A 17,446-nucleotide genomic window follows, 5' to 3' on the forward strand; every position below is an offset into this window, starting at 1 on the left:
GACGTGGTTCCGCCGGGCCGGGCACCGCGACCTTTCTTTCCGAGGCCTTGGAGCCGTCCATGCGTAACGCATTGCGTAAACCACAGTTGGCGATATTGGGTAGTTCCGATCCTGGCAGCGACGCGTTCGAGCGCGCAGCTGAAGCAGGGCGTTTCCTGGCCGTGCAGGGCATCACGCTGGTCAGCGGCTGTGGCAGTGCCGCTACGCGGGTAGCTGCCGAGCAGGCGGTAGCCGCCGGTGGCCAAGTGCTCAGCGTGATCCCGGAAAGCGGCATGCCGGCAGCCGATTGGCCCGCCACGGTGGTGGTGCCCTGTGGCATGGGCGATGCGCGCAACCTGATCATGGCCCTGGCCGGTGATGCCTGCATCGTGATCGGCGGGCGCGCCGGTACGATCTCGGAGGTTTGCCTGGCCTGGCTGCACAAGCGGCCGCTGCTGCCGCTTGTCGGGGCCGGTGGCTGGTCCGATGCGCTGCCGGACAACCCGCCGGACGAGCGCGGCAATTCGCCGATCCTGCCGTGGCGCAACATTGATGAGCTGGCCGGGCAGCTGCGTGTGCTGGGGTTGCTGCACCGCTGAGTCGAGCGGCATCGGCCTTCACCCAGCGTCCCGTGTGCAGCGCTAAGGTGGCCCGGCCTGGGATCACCGGGCTTATCAAGGAGCGATGTCGATGCGTACTTTCGGGAAAGTGATCGCCGGTGTTGTGTTCGCGTTGGCCTGCAGCGGCTCGGTGGCCCTGGCCGGACCGGTCCAGCCCTGCGATCTACCCTGCTGGAAGGCTTACCAGGCATGTGTGTCCGGTGGTGGTGATGCCATGGAATGCCAGTACGAATACGATCGATGTGTCATGGAGCGCTGCGGCGCGGTGTAAGCCCAGCCATGCTCGGCTGAAGACGGGCCCCGTCCGTGACGGGGCTCTTCTGTTCATGCGCAAGGTCGGGCAGTCTCGACACATTCTTCCTGGTGGAGTGGAACATGGCCGTCAAGCGTGTCGTTGCCAACATCGCCACGCCCGATCCCTCACGTGCCGCTGCGTTCTATGGCGAGCTGCTCGGCATGCCGGTGGTGATGGACCATGGTTGGATCGTCACCCACGGCGGGCAGGGCAGTGCGCAAGCGCAGGTCAGCTTCGCCAGCGAAGGGGGCTCGGGCACGCCGGTGCCGGACCTGTCGATCGAAGTGGACAATCTGCAGGACGTGCTGCAGCGCATGCGCGCGGCCGGCATCGCGCTGGAATATGGCCCGGCCGACGAACCCTGGGGCGTGCGGCGCTTCTTCGTCCGCGATCCGTTCGGTCGGCTGTTGAACATCCTCGCCCACGCCTGAGCGGTGGATGGTGCCTCGCCACGCCTGACGGTGCGCGCGGGACGATGACCGTCTACCGGCGTGCTGGCCCTGCTCGCGGCATCCGGGCTGCTCCGGCAGCCCAGGCGCGCCTGAACGCGCCGCGGTCAGCCCTGCTGGCGTTGTGAACCGTCCCTCGTTGGCGTCGCTTCGGCCGCTTGCCGCTGCTGCCGTGCATTGGCGTGGCGAGCGTGCCCGCCTTCGCGGCCGATCGCTGCCATGTGCTGTCGGTTGCGGCTGATCGCCTCGCCGCCCTTGCGGCCGGCCACGCGTGCCTCGGCCGGGCTGAACTCGTGTGCATTGCCGGACGCATGCGCGGCGCGTCCTCCCTTTGCGGCGATCGCGCGCTGCTTGTCCTGGTCCATCGAGGCGAAGCCACGATGGGAAGTGCCGTGGTCCTGGTCGGCCATGGGAAGGCTCCCGTTGCATGGAAGGGAAGCTCATCCTTGCCGGTGCCCGGCTAACGGAGTGTCCGCACCGGTGCGGCTGCCTTCACGCCGCACCGTACTGCTTTTCACGGCGCAGGTACGCCGCTGCGCGCATCGCCCTGAGTGGCTAGGACGAACTACACCCTTCACCCAGGCCGGCGTGATGGGCTCGACCGAAGAGGAGTACGTGCTCGGCAATACAGCCCCTTTGGCCGCGCAGTGCCGCACGATGGAGCTGCGCCTGGGCAACGGCGGCTGGACCTTCCCCAGCGAAATCGAAATGGCCGCAGAGCAGTAAGGCTTCAGCGCCGGCGGGCGTCCTGCAGGCGCTGCGCGAAGGGCCGCTGTGCGAGCGCTGCAAGGGCGTCGCGCAGTACCTGCTCCAGCGGCTGGCCCAGATCGGCATCGAGGCTGCGCGCCGCTACGGCAGTGGCCTGCCATTGCGCCTGCAGCGCAGGCATCGCGCGCTGTGCGCGGGGGCTCAACTGCAGGATGCGTTCACGACCATCGTCGCCGCTGGACGCGTGCAGCCAGCCATCGCGCACCATCGCCGCCACGGTCTGGCTGAGCGCCGAATGGCTGAGCCCGCAGGCCGATGCCAGGTCCTTGATCCGGCAGGGGCCCTGCGCCATCAGCGTGCGCAGCACCGGTGTGTAGCGGGGCCGGTAGTCCAGTTGCAGGTCCCGGTAGGCCTGCTCGACCGCCGGGTCCAGCTGGTCGAGCAGGGCGCGCAGCAACGTGCCGAGCGTGGCGTGTTGGAGATCCATGACCGGGATGATATATAAGCGCTTATATATCTTCAACGCGGAGGTGGTTGATGGCCGTGTCCTGGATGCTCGTTGCGTTGCTGGCAGGGGCCTGCCCGGCGCAGGACGGAGTGCTGCGCGCGGCGGCCACCGCCGTGCAGGCGCAGTACCTTGACGAGGCGGAGGGCGCCCGTATCGCCGATGCCCTGCGCACCTGGTCGGTGCAGCAGCGCTATGCGGACAGCTGTTCGGATCCGGTTGCGTTCAGCGCACGCCTGAACCAGGATCTGGACATGTTCGATGGCCACTTCCATGTTGAACGCGTGGACGCAGCGGCCGGCCAGGACGATTGGTTGATGGCCTGGCGCGCCGATGCCCGCGGCAATGGTGCCGGCGTGCGCGAGGTGCGGGTGATGGAGGGCAACATTGGCTACCTGCGCCTGAGTACCTTCTATCCGCTGGATCTGGCGCGCCCGAAGTTCGCTGCGGCCCTTGCCCTGCTGGCCGACACCGATGGCCTGGTGCTGGATCTGCGCCAGAACGGGGGCGGCGACGATGCAAGTGCCGACCTGCTGGTACGCACGCTGCTGGACGCGAAGATCGACGCGGTGCAGCAGCTGGACCAGCGCGGCCGGCGCACGCCGGTCCCGCTGCCGCCTGCCAGCCTGCCTGCGTACCTGAAACCGCTGGTGGTGCTGATCGACCGCCGCACCGGTTCGGCGGCCGAGTTTGTCGCCTATTCGCTGCAGGCACTGGGCCGTGCGCGGATTGTCGGTACGCGCAGTGGCGGTGCCGCGCATATGTTTGGTGATCCTGTGCTGCTGCCCGATGGCTATCAGGTCAGTATTCCCGACCGGCAACCCATCAATCTGCGCACCGGTGGAAACTGGGAACGTACTGGCGTGAGGCCTGATGTGGCCGGCGGCGACGATCCGCTGTTCATCGCGCGGCAACTGCTGGCGCCTGCGAAGTCGTCAAGATGAACGCACGATTGCATGGCTGTCCTATCGCGGATGCGCGATTGCATGCCTAGAATCGAAGCATCCCGGTAGTTCCCGGGCGCTTCGAGTGAATGGACTCAATGAAGATTCTGTTGACCGGCAGTTCCGGCCGCATCGGGCGCGCGATCTTCGGTGCGTTGGCGGCTGCCCACGAAGTGGTGGGGCTGGACCGCAGTCCGTTTGCCACCACGCGCATCATTGCCGATGTCAGCGATCGGCAGGCCGTCGCGCGCGCGGTGCAGGGCGTGGATGCGGTCATCCATACCGCGGCCCTGCATGCCCCGCATGTCGGCCTGGTGCCGGATGCGGTGTTCCAGCAGATCAACGTGGAGGCCACCGCACACCTGCTGCAGGCGGCACGCGAAGCCGGTGCACGGCGCTTCGTGCTGACCAGCACCACTGCGTTGTATGGCCATGCCGTGGTGGCCGGTGGCTGCCGTTGGATCGACGAAGACACCGAGCCGCTGCCGCGCACGATCTACCACCGTACCAAGCTGCAGGCAGAGACCCTGGCCGAAGCCGCCGCCACGCCGGGCTTCAGCGTTCGCGTGCTGCGCATGGGCCGGTGTTTCCCGGAACCGCCCGAACGGATGGCGATGTTCCGCCTGCATCGCGGCATCGACGCCCGCGATGTGGCCAGCGCACATGCTGCACTGCTGCTCGACGAAGGCGCCCGGTTCGCGCGCTACCTCGCCTGTGCCCCGACGCCGTTCCGGCGCGAGGACTGCCTGGAGCTGGCCACCCACCCGCGTAGCGTGCTGGCCCGTCGCGCGCCACAGCTGCTGGCCGAATTCGAACGCCGTGGCTGGCCGCTGCCATTGAGCATCGACCGTGTCTACGACAGTGCCCGCCTGCGCGGCGCGCTGGGCTGGAAACCGTGCTTCGGGCCCGACGACGTGCTTCAGCAGTATGCCGTCGGCAGCATCGAGGTACTGCCGCGGGCACAGTGGATCAAGGACCGCGTGGCCGAGTGAGGGCATCGCAGAGGGGGAGCGTTGAGCCGACCCTGAGCGGATTCAGGAATGTGCAGGCCGACCGCCTCAACCTCGTTGGCGGGCGGCCGCTAACCCAGTGCGCTTCCAGCGCCGGGCGCGCCCCGGCGGCCGGTGGCCTGCGCGACGGATCGCGCGCCTGCGCGGTGCCCTCGTGGTGCCGGTCGTCCTGAACTGCCTTGCGGACCCTCCCATGTCTTCTTCCCGCTCTGCCGCTGCCCAACGCCCGGGCAGCATCGCCCACAAGTTGATGCTGGGCACCGCCGTGATCGCGCTGCTGTGCTTCGGCCTGACCGCCTTCCTGATCTACCGGCAGGCCAGCGCCAGTCTGATCAGCGCCTCGCGCCAGACCATGACCAGCGAGGCCAACGCTGAGGCGCGCCAGGTGGCGGCTGATCTGGGCACGGCTTTCGCCAGCAATGACGCCATGGTCGAGGCCGTGCTGGCCCAGCGTGCCCGTGGTGACATACCCGACCGCGCCAGCCTGGCGGCGGTGCTCGGCGAACAGCTGCGTGCTCATCCTCAATGGCTGGGCAAGAGCACCATGTGGGAGGCCGATGCCTTCGACGGCAAGGATGCGGAGTTCGTCAATTCCGAAGCACACGATGCCACCGGCCGCTACATGAGCTACTGGGCCTGGCAAGACGGCAAACCGCAGCAGTCGGTGATGACCGACTACACCGAGACTGCCAGCGGTTCCGGTGACTGGTACATGGTGCCCAGCCGCGACAAGCTGCCCAAGGTCAGCGAACCTTACGCCTATGACATCGCCGGCCAGAAGGTGCTCATGAGCACCCTGAGCACGCCGATCATCGAGAACGGCAGATTCCTGGGCGTGTTCACCGTCGACTTCTCGCTGGCAGCGCTGCAGAAGCACCTGTCAACGCTGAAGCCGATGGGGGCTGGCCGCGTCGAACTGCTGTCGCCCAAGGGCGTGGTGCTGGCCTCGGCCAATGCCGCCGAGATCGGCAAGCCGCGCAACGATGCCCTGACCCGCAGCATGCTGGCCGACATCGCCGCCGACCGTCCGTTCGAGGCCTTCAGCCCCGACGCGGCCGGCAACGTACGCGTGTATGTGCCGCTGCGCGTGGGCGACGCCCCGCAACGCTTCGCGCTGGGCGTGGTGATGCCGCATGCGGTGATCGTGTCTGAGGCACGCCAGCTGCTGTGGCTGACCCTGCTGGTCGGCGTGATCGCCGCGCTGACCCTCAGCGCCGGCGTCTACGTGCTGCTGCGCCGCCTGGCGATCCGCCCGTTGGCCGAAGCGGTACGCGTGGCCGGTGATGTCGCCGCCGGCAAGCTGGACAGCACGCTGCCGGCGCGCAGCAACGACGAAGTGGGGCGCCTGCTGGACGCAATGCAGGGCATGCGTGGGCAGTTGCAGTCGGTGATGGCTGCGCAGGCCGAAATGGCGCGCCGGCACGATGCCGGTGAACTCAGCTATCGCATGGATGCTGCGGCCTTCCCGGGCGAGTACGGCCGCATGGTGGCCGACAGCAACCAGCTGGTGGCCTCCAGCAACGCGGTCACCCAGCGCCTGGTTGAAGTGATGCAGCGCTATGCCGTGGGCGACCTCAGCGTGGACATGGAAGTGCTGCCGGGCGAGAAGGCGGTGTTCACTGCCGCAATGGCGACCACCAAGCGCAACCTGGCCGCGATCAACGAGCAGATCCAGCAACTGGCCGCCGCCGCCGCCGCCGGTGACTTCGCCGTGCGCGGTGATGCACTGCGCTTCGAACATGATTTCCGCCGCATGGTGGAGACCCTGAACACAATGATGCAGGTCAGCGACCACAACCTGGCGGCACTGTCGACGCTGCTGCGCGCGATCGCCGCCGGTGACCTCAGTGCCCGCATGCAGGGCGACTTCCACGGCGTGTTTGCGGTGATGCGCGACGATGCCAACAGCACCGTGCAGCAGCTGACCCAGATCGTCGGCCAGATCCAGCAGTCGGCGGCCAGCATCCGCCTGGCCGCCGGTGAGATCGCCGCCGGCAACAGTGACCTGTCGCGCCGCACCGAGCAGCAGGCCGCCAACCTGGAGGAAACCGCCGCGTCGATGGAAGAACTGACCTCCACCGTGCGCCAGAACGCCGACCATGCGCTGCAGGCAAACACGCTGGCCGGTTCCGCAGCGGGCGTGGCCAGCGAAGGCGGCCAGGTGGTCAGCCAGGTGGTGCACACCATGGAGCAGATCGAGGCGTCTTCGCAGCGCATCGCCGAGATCATCTCGGTGATCGATGGCATTGCGTTCCAGACCAACATCCTGGCGTTGAACGCCGCAGTGGAAGCGGCGCGCGCCGGTGAACAGGGCCGTGGCTTCGCAGTGGTGGCCAGTGAAGTGCGGGCGCTGGCGCAGCGCTCGGCGGGTGCTGCCAAGGAGATCAAGGAGCTGATCGACGCCTCGGTGGCCCAGGTCGGTGCCGGCGCGCAGCTGGTGCATGGTGCGGGGCGCACCATGCAGGACATCGTCGGTCAGGTCGGCCGGGTCAACGAGATCATGGCCGAGATCTCGGCCGCGTCGCGCGAACAGTCTGCCGGCATCGAGCAGGTCAACCAGACCGTAGTGCAGATGGACGAAACCACCCAGCAGAACGCCGCGCTGGTGGAGGAAGCCAGTGCCGCCGCCCGTGCGATGGAGGAGCAGGCCGAGCAGCTGGCAGTGGCGGTGTCGCGCTTCCGCCTGCAGGCCGAGCCGGAGGGCATGGCCCGCCGCGCGGCCTGATGCCGGAAACGAAGACGCCCGGCGGCTGCCGGGCGTCGCATGCATCCTTGCCGCGCATCCTGCGCAGGTCTGATGGCTCAGAACATTCCTTCAAACGGATTCCAGCTGGCGCGTCCTTCCACCTTTTCCAGGTAGTAGCTGTAGTTGGTGCTGGAGGCGACCAGCAGGTTCATGGCGATGAACAGCATGCGCCCGACGACATCCGGCAGGAACATGCTGACGATGGCCAGCGCGATGTTGATGCCGATCACCACCAGTGCCTTGCGCCACATGCCGAGAATCAGCAGGTAGATGGCACCGAAGAACAACGCGAAGAAGTTCAGGTTGATCTTCAGGCGGTCACCAAAGGACAGTGCCTTCCAGGCCTGCTTGAAGCCGGGGTTCTTGGGGGCGCCGTGCTGGCGGAAGAAGTTGAAGCGGAACTGCCACTTCGGGCTGAACTGGGACAGGTCGGTGGTATTCATTGGGAAACATCCCTGTGAGAAAACGTTTTCATGATAGGACAAGTCCTATTCAGGATCCAAGCGCTAGCGTCAAGAATGTGACGCCTGCCTTGTTCCCGCGCCTGCGGCCAAGCGCCGCGCCGTCACCCGCCCGCCTCGTTTTTAGGATAGGGTGCGCAGTTCCGCTGCCGCCCCGGCTGAACCCGTGCGGCGGCGGGATGTCCATGGAGGTTGCATGACCACAGCTGCTACACCGGAAAACGCACCGGGACCGGTGCTCCTGCCGACACCTGAAGTGGTGCAGGCACAACAACTGCTCGCACGCCAGCAACTGGCGGTGGCGATGGACCGTGCGCGCACGGCCGCCACGCGGGATGCGGCACCGGCCGCGCTGGAACGCGAGTAACCCGCAACACCGTCGATCGCGCTGGCATGTCGCCAGCGCGATCACGGCGCGTGCCGCCGGTCAGAACCGCGCGGTCATGCTCAGGAAGTAGCTGCGCCCGGCGACGAAGTAGTCGGTGGAGCCTTCCGCATACAGCTTCTTGTCGGCCAGGTTGCTGACGCCACCGCGCAGGGTCAGCACTTCGTTGACGTTCCATGCCGCGGTCAGGTCATACAGCGTATAGGCCTTGAGGAAGGTCGTGGCGGTGCCGGTCTGCCTGCCGGTGTACTGCGCCGACAGGCTGCCGGAAAACACCGTGCTGGGCGCCCAGTCCAGCGACGAATAGCCGGAGAACTCCGGTGTATCGATCAGGTTGCGGCCGGTGGTCAGGTTCCTGGCTTCCTTCATCCAGGTCGCCGAGGTGCGCCAGCGCCACTGCTCGCCGAAGCGGACGTTGAGGTTGCCTTCCATGCCGCGAGTGCGCGCGCGCTGTACGTTGCTCATGCGCGTCCACCAGATGCCGTTGAACCGGCCCAGCGGTGCGTACTCGATCTTGTTCCGGAAGTCGGTGTGGAAATAGGTCACGCCGACATCGATCAGGTCATTGTCGAAGCTGATGCCGATCTCGCGATTGGTGCTGGTCTCCGGATCGAGGTCCGGGTTGCCGGCCATGTAGCACCCGCCGCGGGTATAGCCCAGCGGAATCAGCGAGGTGCAGCCGCGGCCCCCGGACTGGGTAGCGGCACTGGCCGAGTTCTCGGTCAGGCTGGGCGCACGGAAGCCCTTGGAGACGCCACCGCGGATCGTCCATTGTTCGGCAGGGTGCCAGACCAGGTACGCACGCGGGCTGACGTGGCCGCCGAACTGCTCGTGATGGTCCAGGCGCGCGCCCACGGTCAGGGCCAGGGTGCGGTGCAGTTTCAGCTCGTCCTCGGCAAACAGCGCCCAGGTGTCCACGTCCAGAGTGGAGCCGCTGACCGCGTTGCCGGCATAGTCGATCGGCGCGCGGCCGATGGTGTCGGTGTTGGTCAGCTCCTGCCGCTTCCATTGGCCGCCTACGGCGAACTGGTGTTCAACGCCGAGGGTGAACGGCGTGGTCAGGCTGCCCTCGATGATCGTATCGGTCGCTTCGGAACGGCCGGCAGCACCGATGTCGTTCCTGTACTCGGTCCAGTACGCACTGATCTTCGAATTGCCGAAGCGCCACTTGCCATCGTGGTTGAGCGCCAGCGAGCTGCGCTTGAGCTCACTGGCACCCCACGCACCTTCGTCCTGCTTTTCCAGCGACGCATCGATGAAGGCCTGCTGCACGCCGTGCCCGGCTTCCAGCGACAGTTCCTGTGCGTCGCTCAGCTTCCACTGCAGCAACGCATCGGCGTTGCGGTCCTTCTCGCCGGCATAGGCGTTGCCGTAGACACCGCCGTTGGAGCGGTCCGAATCACGGCGCATGCTGTTGGCACCGATGCGCAGGCCGAAGCGTTCGCCCAGCGGTCCGGAGAACGTGGCGCCGATCTGCTGGGTATCGCCGCGCTTGCCGTCAGCCGGGCGGGTGTAGCTGTGGGTGGCGCTGCCGTTCCATTCGTCGCCGATGCGCCGGGTGATGATGTTGATCACCCCGCCCATCGCATCGGAGCCATACAGCGACGACATCGGCCCGCGCACCACTTCGATGCGCTCGATCTGGTCCGGCGAGATCCAGTTCAGGTCCTGGCGGCCGAGGTCGGGGCGATAGTTGGTCGAGGCCGAGCTGCCCATGCGCTTGCCGTCCACCAGCACCAGCGTGTAGTTGGACGGCATGCCACGCAGCTTGATCTTGGACTGCTCGCCGACGGCGCTGAGGCCGCCGGTCACGCCCGGTACGCGGCTGAGCAGGGCGGCCAGGTCCGGTACCGGCTGGCGCTCGATGTCCTCACGACTGATCACGCTGATGCTGGCCGGGGCATCCTTGATCCACTGCTGGCTGCCTGAAGCCGTGACCACCACGGTATCCAGGTCCTTGGTGGAGGCATCGGCGGCGGCCTCTGCGGCGGCCAGGCCGGGCAGGGCCAGCAGGCAGGCGGTGGCCAGGCGGGTGCGCGGCAGGCGCGCGGAACGGGAACGGGACGACAGGGACATGACGGCTTCCATGGGAGGTGGGGTGACCCGGTGGAAGCAGCAGGCGCAGGCAGACAGCAGGCAGCCCCCCCCTTCCGTGGGTCGTCGGGTGCGCGGTCTGGACCGGCGCAGCTGGGTGGGTCGCGGCCGTGCGGAGGACGGTGACCTGCCTGGTTAATTAAATGATAACCGTTCGCGTTTGTTGCGATCCAGTACCGGGGGCGATGCAGTGACATCTGGCCATGCCCTGGCGTGATCGCCTGCTATTTGCTGAATGGGGACAAATCCCGGTGTAGACCTTCGCACCCGGCTTACATTCTGGGCCCTAGACTGGGCCGCATTTTCGATTCCGCCCCGTTGGAGATCGTGTGGGTTCCGGTAGTGACAGACATCGACTGTGCGGCGTGAGGCCGACACAGCCAGGACAAGTGCGGGCGCCGGGAAAGCGCGCCGGGAACCTTGGTGCATGCAGCCCGGCCGGGATGGCCGGCCGTGCCGACGGCGCGGAGTAAGTGACGATGGGGGTGCAGACCATCCAAGCGGAAGCAGGAACGCCCCGGCTCGATGCCGGCTGGGCGCTGCTGCCCGCTGAATCGCCGTTGCCGATGCCCGAACAGACCCTGCGCGAAGGCGCGCTGAAGGTCCGGCGGCATCGCACCTCGCCGCGCTTGATCGGCCTGCGCCGGCTGTACCTGTTTGGTGGCACGCTCGGCATGACCGCCGTGGCTACGCGGATGATGTGGCGGGTGCTGTCGGCCAATGGCATCAGCGTGCTCGAAGCCTGCCTGCTGGTGCTGTTCGTCGGCCTGTTTGCCTGGATCGCGCTCTCGTTTGCCAGCGCCCTGGCCGGCTTCCTGACCGCTGTGTTCGACCGGGGCTATCGGCTCGGCATCGACCCGGACAAGCCGTTGCCGGCCGTGCACAGCCGTACTGCGCTGTTGATGCCGACCTACAACGAAGACCCGCGCCGCCTGCTGGCCGGCCTGCAGGCGATCTACGAGTCGGTGGCGGCCACCGGCCAGCTCGACCGCTTCGACTTCTTCGTGCTCAGCGACACCCGCCGCGAGGACATTGCCGCTGCCGAGGAACAGGTGTTCGCCGAGCTGCGCGAGCGTGTGCCGGAGGGGCAGACGCGCCTGTTCTATCGTCGACGTGGTGACAACAGCGGGCGCAAGGCCGGCAACATCGCTGACTGGGTCCGCCGCTTCGGCGGTGCCTATCCGCAGATGCTGATCCTTGATGCCGACAGCCTGATGACCGGCGACAGCATCGTGCGCCTGGTGGCCGGCATGGAACACAACGCCGACGTCGGACTGATCCAGACCCTGCCGTCGGTGATCGGCGGCCGCACCCTGTTCGCGCGCATGCAGCAGTTCGGTGGCCGCGTGTACGGGCCGGTGATCGCCCGCGGCGTGGCCTGGTGGCACGGTGCCGAGAGCAATTACTGGGGCCACAACGCCATCATCCGTACCCGTGCCTTCGCCGACCACGCCGGCCTGCCGGCGCTGCCGGGGCGCAAGCCGTTCGGCGGCCACGTGCTCAGCCACGATTTCGTCGAAGCGGCGCTGATGCGTCGTGGCGGCTGGGCCGCGCACATGGTGCCCTACCTCGGTGGCAGTTACGAGGAAGGCCCGCCGACGCTGACCGACCTGCTGGTGCGCGACCGTCGCTGGTGCCAAGGCAACCTGCAGCACGGCAAGGTGGTCGGCAGCCGCGGGCTGCACTGGATCAGCCGCACGCACATGCTGATCGGCATCGGCCACTATTTCACCGCACCGATGTGGGCCATGCTGATGCTGATCGGCATCGCCATCCCGCTGTTCCAGGAAGGCATCGATTTCAACGCCCTGCTGCACCTGTCGCCCAGCGTGTACTGGCGCGCACAGGATGAAGAGCAGGTGGTGCGCCTGTTCGCCGCCACCATGGCGGTGCTGCTGCTGCCCAAGGTGCTCGGCTACCTGGCAATGCTGCTGGACCCGGTCGACCGCCGCGGTTGTGGCGGTCCGATCCGTGCCTTCGTATCGATGCTGGTGGAAACCGTGCTCGCCGCGCTGATGGCGCCGGTGGTGATGTACGTGCAGTCGCGCGGCGTGGCCGAAGTGTTGTCCGGGCGCGATTCCGGCTGGGATGCGCAGCAGCGTGACGACGGCGGCATCTCGTGGATGGCGTTGATCCGTGGCTACGGTGGCTTGGGTGTGTTCGGCGCCTTCATGGGCGTGCTGGCCTGGGCGGTATCGCCGTCGCTGGCGGCCTGGATGGCGCCGGTGGTGATCGGCATGGTTCTGGCCGTTCCGGTGGTGGCGCTGACCTCCTCGCGCGGCCCCGGTGCTTTCCTGCATCGCCTCGGCCTGCTCGATATTCCGGAAGAGAACATTCCGCCACCGGTGCTGGTACGCGCCGCGCAGCTGCGGCGGGAAGCGGCCGAGCAACCGCCGCTGTACTGATTGCCCCGCGCCAGCGGCATAATGCGGCTCGAACTTGAAGGAGCCGCATCATGCTGCAAACGGTGGAACAGGAAACCGGCGCCTCGCCGCAGTGGTCGGTGATCTGGTTGCACGGCCTCGGCGCCGACGGCCATGATTTCGCGTCGATCGTGCCGGAACTGGTGCGGCCGCACTGGCCGGCGCTGCGCTTCGTGTTCCCGCACGCACCCGTGCGGCCGATCACGATCAACAGCGGCGTGCCGATGCGCGGCTGGTACGACATCGTGGGCATGGACTTCCGTTCGCGCGCCGACATGGCCGGCGTGCAGGAATCGGTGGTGCATCTGGACGCACTGATCGCGCGCGAGATCGAGCGCGGCATCGCGCCGGAGAAGATCTTCCTGGCAGGCTTCTCGCAGGGTGGGGCGATCATCCTGACGGCCGCGCTCTCGCGTACCGCGCCACTGGCCGGCCTGATCGCGCTGTCCACCTATCTGCCCGAAGCCGACAGCGCCACGCGTGTTGACGGCGCGGTGCAGGTGCCGGTGTTCATGGCCCATGGCAGTGGCGACCCGGTGATCCCGCAGGCCGTCGCCGCGCACAGCGCGCAGGCGCTGCGTACGCTGGGCCTGGATGTGGCGTGGCACAGTTACCCGATGGCTCACCAGGTCTGTGCCGAGGAGATCCAGGCACTGGGTGACTGGCTGCAGGAACGCCTGGGCGCCGCCTGAGCCATGTCGCCGGCCAGCACACCGCCGTGGATGCCGGAACTGTGCCGCCTGCCACGGCTGGCGGCGATGCTCGGCCTGGCCGAGCTGGTGGTGGTGGTACTGGCGCTGGCGCCGGACGGCAGCCGTCACTGGACCTTCGGCGAACTGCTGTCGGCCAGCGGATTCGCGCTGTGGCTGGCGCTGGCGGTGACCGCCAGCCTGTGCATGCTGCGGCAGACCCTGTCGCGGCTGCCGCCGGTGCTGGGCGCCATTGCGGCGACCGTGCTGGCCACCCTGATCGCGGTGGTCTGCGCCGGCATCGTGCACGCGCTGTACGCGGTGCTGGGCGACAACTTCGCCAGTGGCATCAGCTTCTGGCGTTTCACCCTCGGCAGCGCGGCAACTACGGCGCTGATCGCCGCGCTGGCGCTGCGCTACTTCTACGTAAGCGATCGCTGGGCCGCGCAGGTGCAGGCCAACGCGCGCGCGCAGGCCGACGCGCTGCAGGCGCGTATCCGCCCGCATTTCCTGTTCAACAGCATGAACCTGATCGCCAGCCTGCTGCATCGTGACCCGGCAGTCGCCGAGCGCGCGGTGCTGGACCTGTCCGATCTGTTCCGTGCCGCGCTGGGGGCGGGCGAGGGCGATTCCACCCTGCGCGACGAATGCGAACTGGCAGAGCGCTACCTGTCGATCGAATCGCTGCGCCTGGGCGAACGCCTGCAGGTGCGTTGGCAGCGCGACGAGCCGCTGCCATGGGACCTGCCCTTGCCAAGGCTGGTACTGCAGCCGCTGGTGGAAAATGCCGTGCTGCATGGCATCTCGCGCCTGCCCGACGGCGGCACCATCGAACTGCAGCTGGCGCGCGAGGGCAATGAACTGCAGATCCGCGTACGCAACCCGGCACCCGATCCGCAGGCGCCGGGGCTGGCGCTGGCACGCGGCGCCGGCCATGCCCAGCACAGCATCGGCCATCGGCTGGCCTGGCGCTTCGGCAGCACCGCGCGGATGACGGCTGGCTGGAGCGAGGGCTACTATGCCTGCCAGGTGACAGTGCCGATCCAGTGAGGGAACGATCGTGAGGGTAGTCATCGCCGACGACGAACCGCTGGCGCGCGAGCGCCTGCGCAGCCTGTTGGCGGCACAGGACGGCGTGGACGTGGTGGCCGAGGCCGGCAACGGTGAGCAGGCCCTGCATGCGTGCGCGGAGCTGCAGCCGGACCTGGTCCTGCTGGATATCGCGATGCCCGGGCTGGATGGCCTGGAAGCGGCCCGCCATCTGGCCAGCTTCGAACCCCGGCCAGCGGTGGTGTTCTGCACCGCCTACGATGCGCATGCGCTGTCGGCGTTCGAGGCCGCAGCGATCGACTACCTGATGAAGCCAGTGCGTGCCGAACGGTTGGCGGCGGCGATCGCGCGTGCGCGCACGTTCCTGGCCGGCCGCGGTGGCCGGCCACAGGAGCACAGCGGGCAGCAGGCACGCAGCGTGCTGTGCGCACGCCTGCGCGGCAGCCTGCGCCTGATTCCGCTGGACGATATCCACTACCTGCAGGCCGAGGAGAAGTACGTGGTGGTGCACCACGCGCGCGGCGAGGACCTGATCGAGGAATCGCTGAAGTCGCTGGAAGAAGAGTTCGCCAGTCGTTTCATCCGCATCCATCGCAACTGCCTGGTGGCACGCCACGAGCTGGTGGAGCTGCGTCGGGGCTCGGGCGGGCAGGTGCAGGCGGTATTGCGGCATGGCAAGCAGCCGCTGGAAGTCAGCCGCCGGTGCGTGGCGACGCTGAAGCAGGAACTGCGGCATCTGTGAGTGTTCCGCGCGGCCTGCGGCCGCGACTGCTGCGAAATCAACAGCAACAGCAACAGCAACAGCGGGTTGTCGGCTCTGTGTTGTTGCGTGTTGGGTGAGGCGGGATGGGCGGGCGGGACACGCCGTAAACCCATCCATGGGGGCTCGATGGCGCCATCCATGGCGCCAACGGTCCCGCCCGCCCATCCCGCCTCACCCTCGCGAATTTCCCGGTGACGGACGGCAAAGGCATTGTTGTTATCGAGGGGGGAAGAGGGGTCAGATCCCTTTTCCTGCGGAAAAGGGATCTGACCCCGGAAGCCGTCGGCTGTTGCCTTTGTTTCTGCACTCTTTTTTTTTGATCTTCCGTGGCTGGCGCACACGGAACCTGTCAAAGGCCGGGTGGGGTGGGTTCGCGGGGGTGTCCGCGGCATGGATGCCGCGGCCAAGCCTCCACGGACGGATTCACGGCGTCCCCCGCGAACCCACCCCGCCCGGCCAAGCGCGATAGATCCAGCCGATGCACCAGCCACGAGGGGCTCCGCCGTTGGCCGTATCCGCGCCGAAGGCGCGATAATGACCGGATGGAAACTGTCCGCATCGCTACCCGCAAGAGCCCGCTCGCCCTCTGGCAGAGCGAACACGTCGCCGACCGCCTGCGCCAGGCCGACCCCGGCCTGCACGTGGAACTGGTGCCGATGAGCACCCGCGGTGACGAGGTGCTGGACCGCTCGCTGGCCGCCATCGGTGGCAAGGGCCTGTTCCTGAAGGAACTGGAGCTGGCCATGCTGCGGGGTGAGGCCGACTGCGCCGTGCACTCGCTGAAGGATGTGCCGATGGAACTGGATGCGCCCTTCGCGCTGCCGGCGATGCTGACCCGGCACGACCCGGCCGATGGTTTCGTCTCCAACCTGTACGCCTCGCTGGACGCGCTGCCGATCGGCGCGCGGGTCGGCACCTCGTCGCTGCGCCGCCAGGCCCAGCTGCGCGCGCTGCGCCCGGACCTGGAACTGCTGGACCTGCGCGGCAACGTCAATACTCGCCTGGCCAAGCTCGACAACGGTGGCTACGACGCCATCGTGCTGGCGGTGGCCGGCCTGGAGCGCCTGGGCCTGGGCGAGCGCATCGTCGCGCGCCTGCAACCGCCGCAGTGGCTGCCGGCGCCGGCGCAGGGCGCGGTGGCGGTGGAGTGCGACGGAGGCAACACGCGCCTGATGGCGCTGTTCGCCACGCTTGATGACGCCGCCACGCGCGCCTGCGTGGAAGCCGAGCGGGCCATGAACCGCGCGCTGCATGGCAGCTGCCACGTGCCGGTGGCGGCGATCGCGCAGTGGCAGGGCGACGACCTGCACCTGCAGGGCCTGGTCGGCAGCGCCAGTGATGGCCGCGCCGTGCGTGCCGAAGCGGTGGGTCCGGCCCGCGATCCGGAAGCGCTGGGCCAGCAGGTGGCGAAGCTGCTGCTGGACGATGGTGCTGGCGAACTGCTGAACGTCTGAGCCATCGCAGGTAGTGCCGCGGCCAGCGGCCGGCACTACCGGAAGAAGAACGGGCGCCCTGGGCGCCCGTTCTGCTTATTTGAACTTGTAGACCACGTTCATCGTGGTCAGCGTATCGGTCTTGCGCTTGTCGACAGCGACGTCGCTGTTGTAACGCGCCTGCCAGCCGGCCTTCAGCGCCAGGTGCTCGTTCATGCTCACCGAGACACCGAAGTCGTTCTGGCCGAAGGTGTTGTACGAACCGGACTCGACCAGCAGCGTGTTCACCAGGTCGGTGTTGTCGGTCAGCGAGTACTTCAGGTCGAACAGGCCACGGCCGATCATGCCGGTACGGGTGCGGTCATCCTCGGTGCTGTGGGTACGGCGCACGCCGGGGCCGATCTGCGCGTCGAACGAAAAGCGCTCGGTGTTCCAGAGGCGGGTGCCGTAACCCAGACCGAACGAGCTCTGGCGGTCGTAGGTGGCGAAGTCGTCGCGCTCGGTACGCACCGTGGCCGTCAGCTGGCGGTGCTCGCCCAGCTGCAGCGCGCTGCCCGCACTGCCGGTGTAGCGGTTGGCGGTGGTGTTGCTGCGGCGGGTGGTGGTGCCGTCGTCATTGGTCTCGGTCACCTTGGAGCTGGAGCGCAGGCCGAACAGGTCCATGCTGTGCACCCAGTCGCCGTCGGTGTAGCGCAGGCGCAGGCGGCCGTTGAAGCTCTCGGTGCTGCTGTTGCCGCGTGCCGAGGCAAAGCCGAGCTCGCCGCCGCTGCCACTCCACGGCGAGGACATCGCCGCCAGTTCGGAGGCATCCTGCGCGTATGCAAGCGGCGCACACAGCAGCAGGGGGATCAGCAGGGACACGCGCAGGGACATCGAGGCTTCTCCGGAACGG

17 protein-coding genes are annotated in these 17,446 nt (G+C 67.7%); 12 read left to right on the top strand and 5 right to left on the bottom strand.

Annotated features, from left to right (window positions below; all coding sequences use genetic code 11):
• Positions 1 to 59: 59 nt before the first annotated feature.
• Together AC5P8U_RS04915 and AC5P8U_RS04920 are read left to right on the top strand one after the other, a co-directional pair.
• Positions 60 to 578, top strand: coding sequence for an SLOG cluster 4 domain-containing protein (locus tag AC5P8U_RS04915; protein WP_072167241.1), 519 nt, complete (start codon positions 60 to 62; stop codon positions 576 to 578).
• A gap of 396 nt (positions 579 to 974) precedes the next feature.
• Positions 975 to 1,325 carry a VOC family protein gene (locus tag AC5P8U_RS04920; RefSeq protein WP_072167239.1) on the top strand — a complete coding sequence of 117 codons (351 nt, stop codon included), beginning with the start codon at positions 975 to 977 and terminating at the stop codon, positions 1,323 to 1,325.
• A 125-nt stretch (positions 1,326 to 1,450) separates the two neighbouring features.
• Here the strand turns inward: AC5P8U_RS04920 and AC5P8U_RS04925 are convergent, their stop codons facing one another.
• Positions 1,451 to 1,753 carry a KGG domain-containing protein gene (locus tag AC5P8U_RS04925; protein ID WP_088496115.1) on the bottom strand — a complete coding sequence of 101 codons (303 nt, stop codon included), beginning with the start codon at positions 1,751 to 1,753 and terminating at the stop codon, positions 1,451 to 1,453.
• Between the two features lie 181 nt (positions 1,754 to 1,934).
• On the opposite strand from AC5P8U_RS04925, the gene AC5P8U_RS04930 reads away from it, so the two are divergent.
• On the top strand, positions 1,935 to 2,069 hold the full coding sequence (locus AC5P8U_RS04930; protein ID WP_255299123.1) for a hypothetical protein: 135 nt from the start codon (positions 1,935 to 1,937) through the stop codon (positions 2,067 to 2,069).
• 4 nt (positions 2,070 to 2,073) lie between these two features.
• Here the strand turns inward: AC5P8U_RS04930 and AC5P8U_RS04935 are convergent, their stop codons facing one another.
• The gene (locus AC5P8U_RS04935) at positions 2,074 to 2,538 is read right to left on the bottom strand and encodes a MarR family winged helix-turn-helix transcriptional regulator (RefSeq protein ID WP_072167236.1); all 465 of its coding nucleotides are present in this window, start codon (positions 2,536 to 2,538) and stop codon (positions 2,074 to 2,076) included.
• A gap of 50 nt (positions 2,539 to 2,588) precedes the next feature.
• Between AC5P8U_RS04935 and AC5P8U_RS04940 the strand changes: the two genes are divergently transcribed.
• From AC5P8U_RS04940 to AC5P8U_RS04950, 3 genes are all read left to right on the top strand, one after another.
• Positions 2,589 to 3,500 (top strand): S41 family peptidase, encoded by a 912-nt coding sequence (locus tag AC5P8U_RS04940; RefSeq protein ID WP_447897216.1) that lies wholly within the window; start codon positions 2,589 to 2,591, stop codon positions 3,498 to 3,500.
• 98 nt (positions 3,501 to 3,598) lie between these two features.
• Positions 3,599 to 4,492 (top strand): NAD-dependent epimerase/dehydratase family protein, encoded by an 894-nt coding sequence (locus AC5P8U_RS04945; protein ID WP_072167234.1) that lies wholly within the window; start codon positions 3,599 to 3,601, stop codon positions 4,490 to 4,492.
• A 211-nt stretch (positions 4,493 to 4,703) separates the two neighbouring features.
• Positions 4,704 to 7,235 carry a methyl-accepting chemotaxis protein gene (locus AC5P8U_RS04950; protein ID WP_447897217.1) on the top strand — a complete coding sequence of 844 codons (2,532 nt, stop codon included), beginning with the start codon at positions 4,704 to 4,706 and terminating at the stop codon, positions 7,233 to 7,235.
• A 77-nt stretch (positions 7,236 to 7,312) separates the two neighbouring features.
• Here AC5P8U_RS04950 and AC5P8U_RS04955 read toward each other — a convergent pair whose 3' ends face one another.
• The gene (locus AC5P8U_RS04955; RefSeq protein ID WP_014648516.1) at positions 7,313 to 7,699 is read right to left on the bottom strand and encodes a DUF2628 domain-containing protein; all 387 of its coding nucleotides are present in this window, start codon (positions 7,697 to 7,699) and stop codon (positions 7,313 to 7,315) included.
• A 214-nt stretch (positions 7,700 to 7,913) separates the two neighbouring features.
• On the opposite strand from AC5P8U_RS04955, the gene AC5P8U_RS04960 reads away from it, so the two are divergent.
• Positions 7,914 to 8,084, top strand: coding sequence for a hypothetical protein (locus tag AC5P8U_RS04960; RefSeq protein ID WP_181452461.1), 171 nt, complete (start codon positions 7,914 to 7,916; stop codon positions 8,082 to 8,084).
• A 60-nt stretch (positions 8,085 to 8,144) separates the two neighbouring features.
• Here the strand turns inward: AC5P8U_RS04960 and AC5P8U_RS04965 are convergent, their stop codons facing one another.
• The gene (locus AC5P8U_RS04965) at positions 8,145 to 10,178 is read right to left on the bottom strand and encodes a TonB-dependent receptor domain-containing protein (protein WP_447897218.1); all 2,034 of its coding nucleotides are present in this window, start codon (positions 10,176 to 10,178) and stop codon (positions 8,145 to 8,147) included.
• 497 nt (positions 10,179 to 10,675) lie between these two features.
• Between AC5P8U_RS04965 and mdoH the strand changes: the two genes are divergently transcribed.
• The 5 genes from mdoH to hemC all read left to right on the top strand — a co-directional run bounded on the left by mdoH (position 10,676) and on the right by hemC (position 16,575).
• Positions 10,676 to 12,601: a glucans biosynthesis glucosyltransferase MdoH gene (gene mdoH / locus AC5P8U_RS04970; protein WP_072167230.1), complete on the top strand. Its 1,926-nt coding sequence runs from the start codon at positions 10,676 to 10,678 to the stop codon at positions 12,599 to 12,601.
• 50 nt (positions 12,602 to 12,651) lie between these two features.
• Positions 12,652 to 13,311 carry an alpha/beta hydrolase gene (locus tag AC5P8U_RS04975; protein WP_334271766.1) on the top strand — a complete coding sequence of 220 codons (660 nt, stop codon included), beginning with the start codon at positions 12,652 to 12,654 and terminating at the stop codon, positions 13,309 to 13,311.
• A gap of 3 nt (positions 13,312 to 13,314) precedes the next feature.
• Positions 13,315 to 14,358 (top strand): sensor histidine kinase, encoded by a 1,044-nt coding sequence (locus AC5P8U_RS04980; protein ID WP_181503449.1) that lies wholly within the window; start codon positions 13,315 to 13,317, stop codon positions 14,356 to 14,358.
• A gap of 10 nt (positions 14,359 to 14,368) precedes the next feature.
• Entirely contained in the window at positions 14,369 to 15,100 is a 732-nt protein-coding gene (locus AC5P8U_RS04985; RefSeq protein ID WP_061478104.1) for a LytR/AlgR family response regulator transcription factor, read from the top strand.
• 563 nt (positions 15,101 to 15,663) lie between these two features.
• On the top strand, positions 15,664 to 16,575 hold the full coding sequence (gene hemC, locus AC5P8U_RS04990) for a hydroxymethylbilane synthase (RefSeq protein ID WP_072167227.1): 912 nt from the start codon (positions 15,664 to 15,666) through the stop codon (positions 16,573 to 16,575).
• Positions 16,576 to 16,650: 75 nt separating this feature from the next.
• Here the strand turns inward: hemC and AC5P8U_RS04995 are convergent, their stop codons facing one another.
• Positions 16,651 to 17,427 (bottom strand): DUF481 domain-containing protein, encoded by a 777-nt coding sequence (locus AC5P8U_RS04995; RefSeq protein WP_049413237.1) that lies wholly within the window; start codon positions 17,425 to 17,427, stop codon positions 16,651 to 16,653.
• Positions 17,428 to 17,446: the final 19 nt, after the last annotated feature.

It is taken from the genome of Stenotrophomonas sp. YJH_SMC_81, assembly GCF_059370875.1.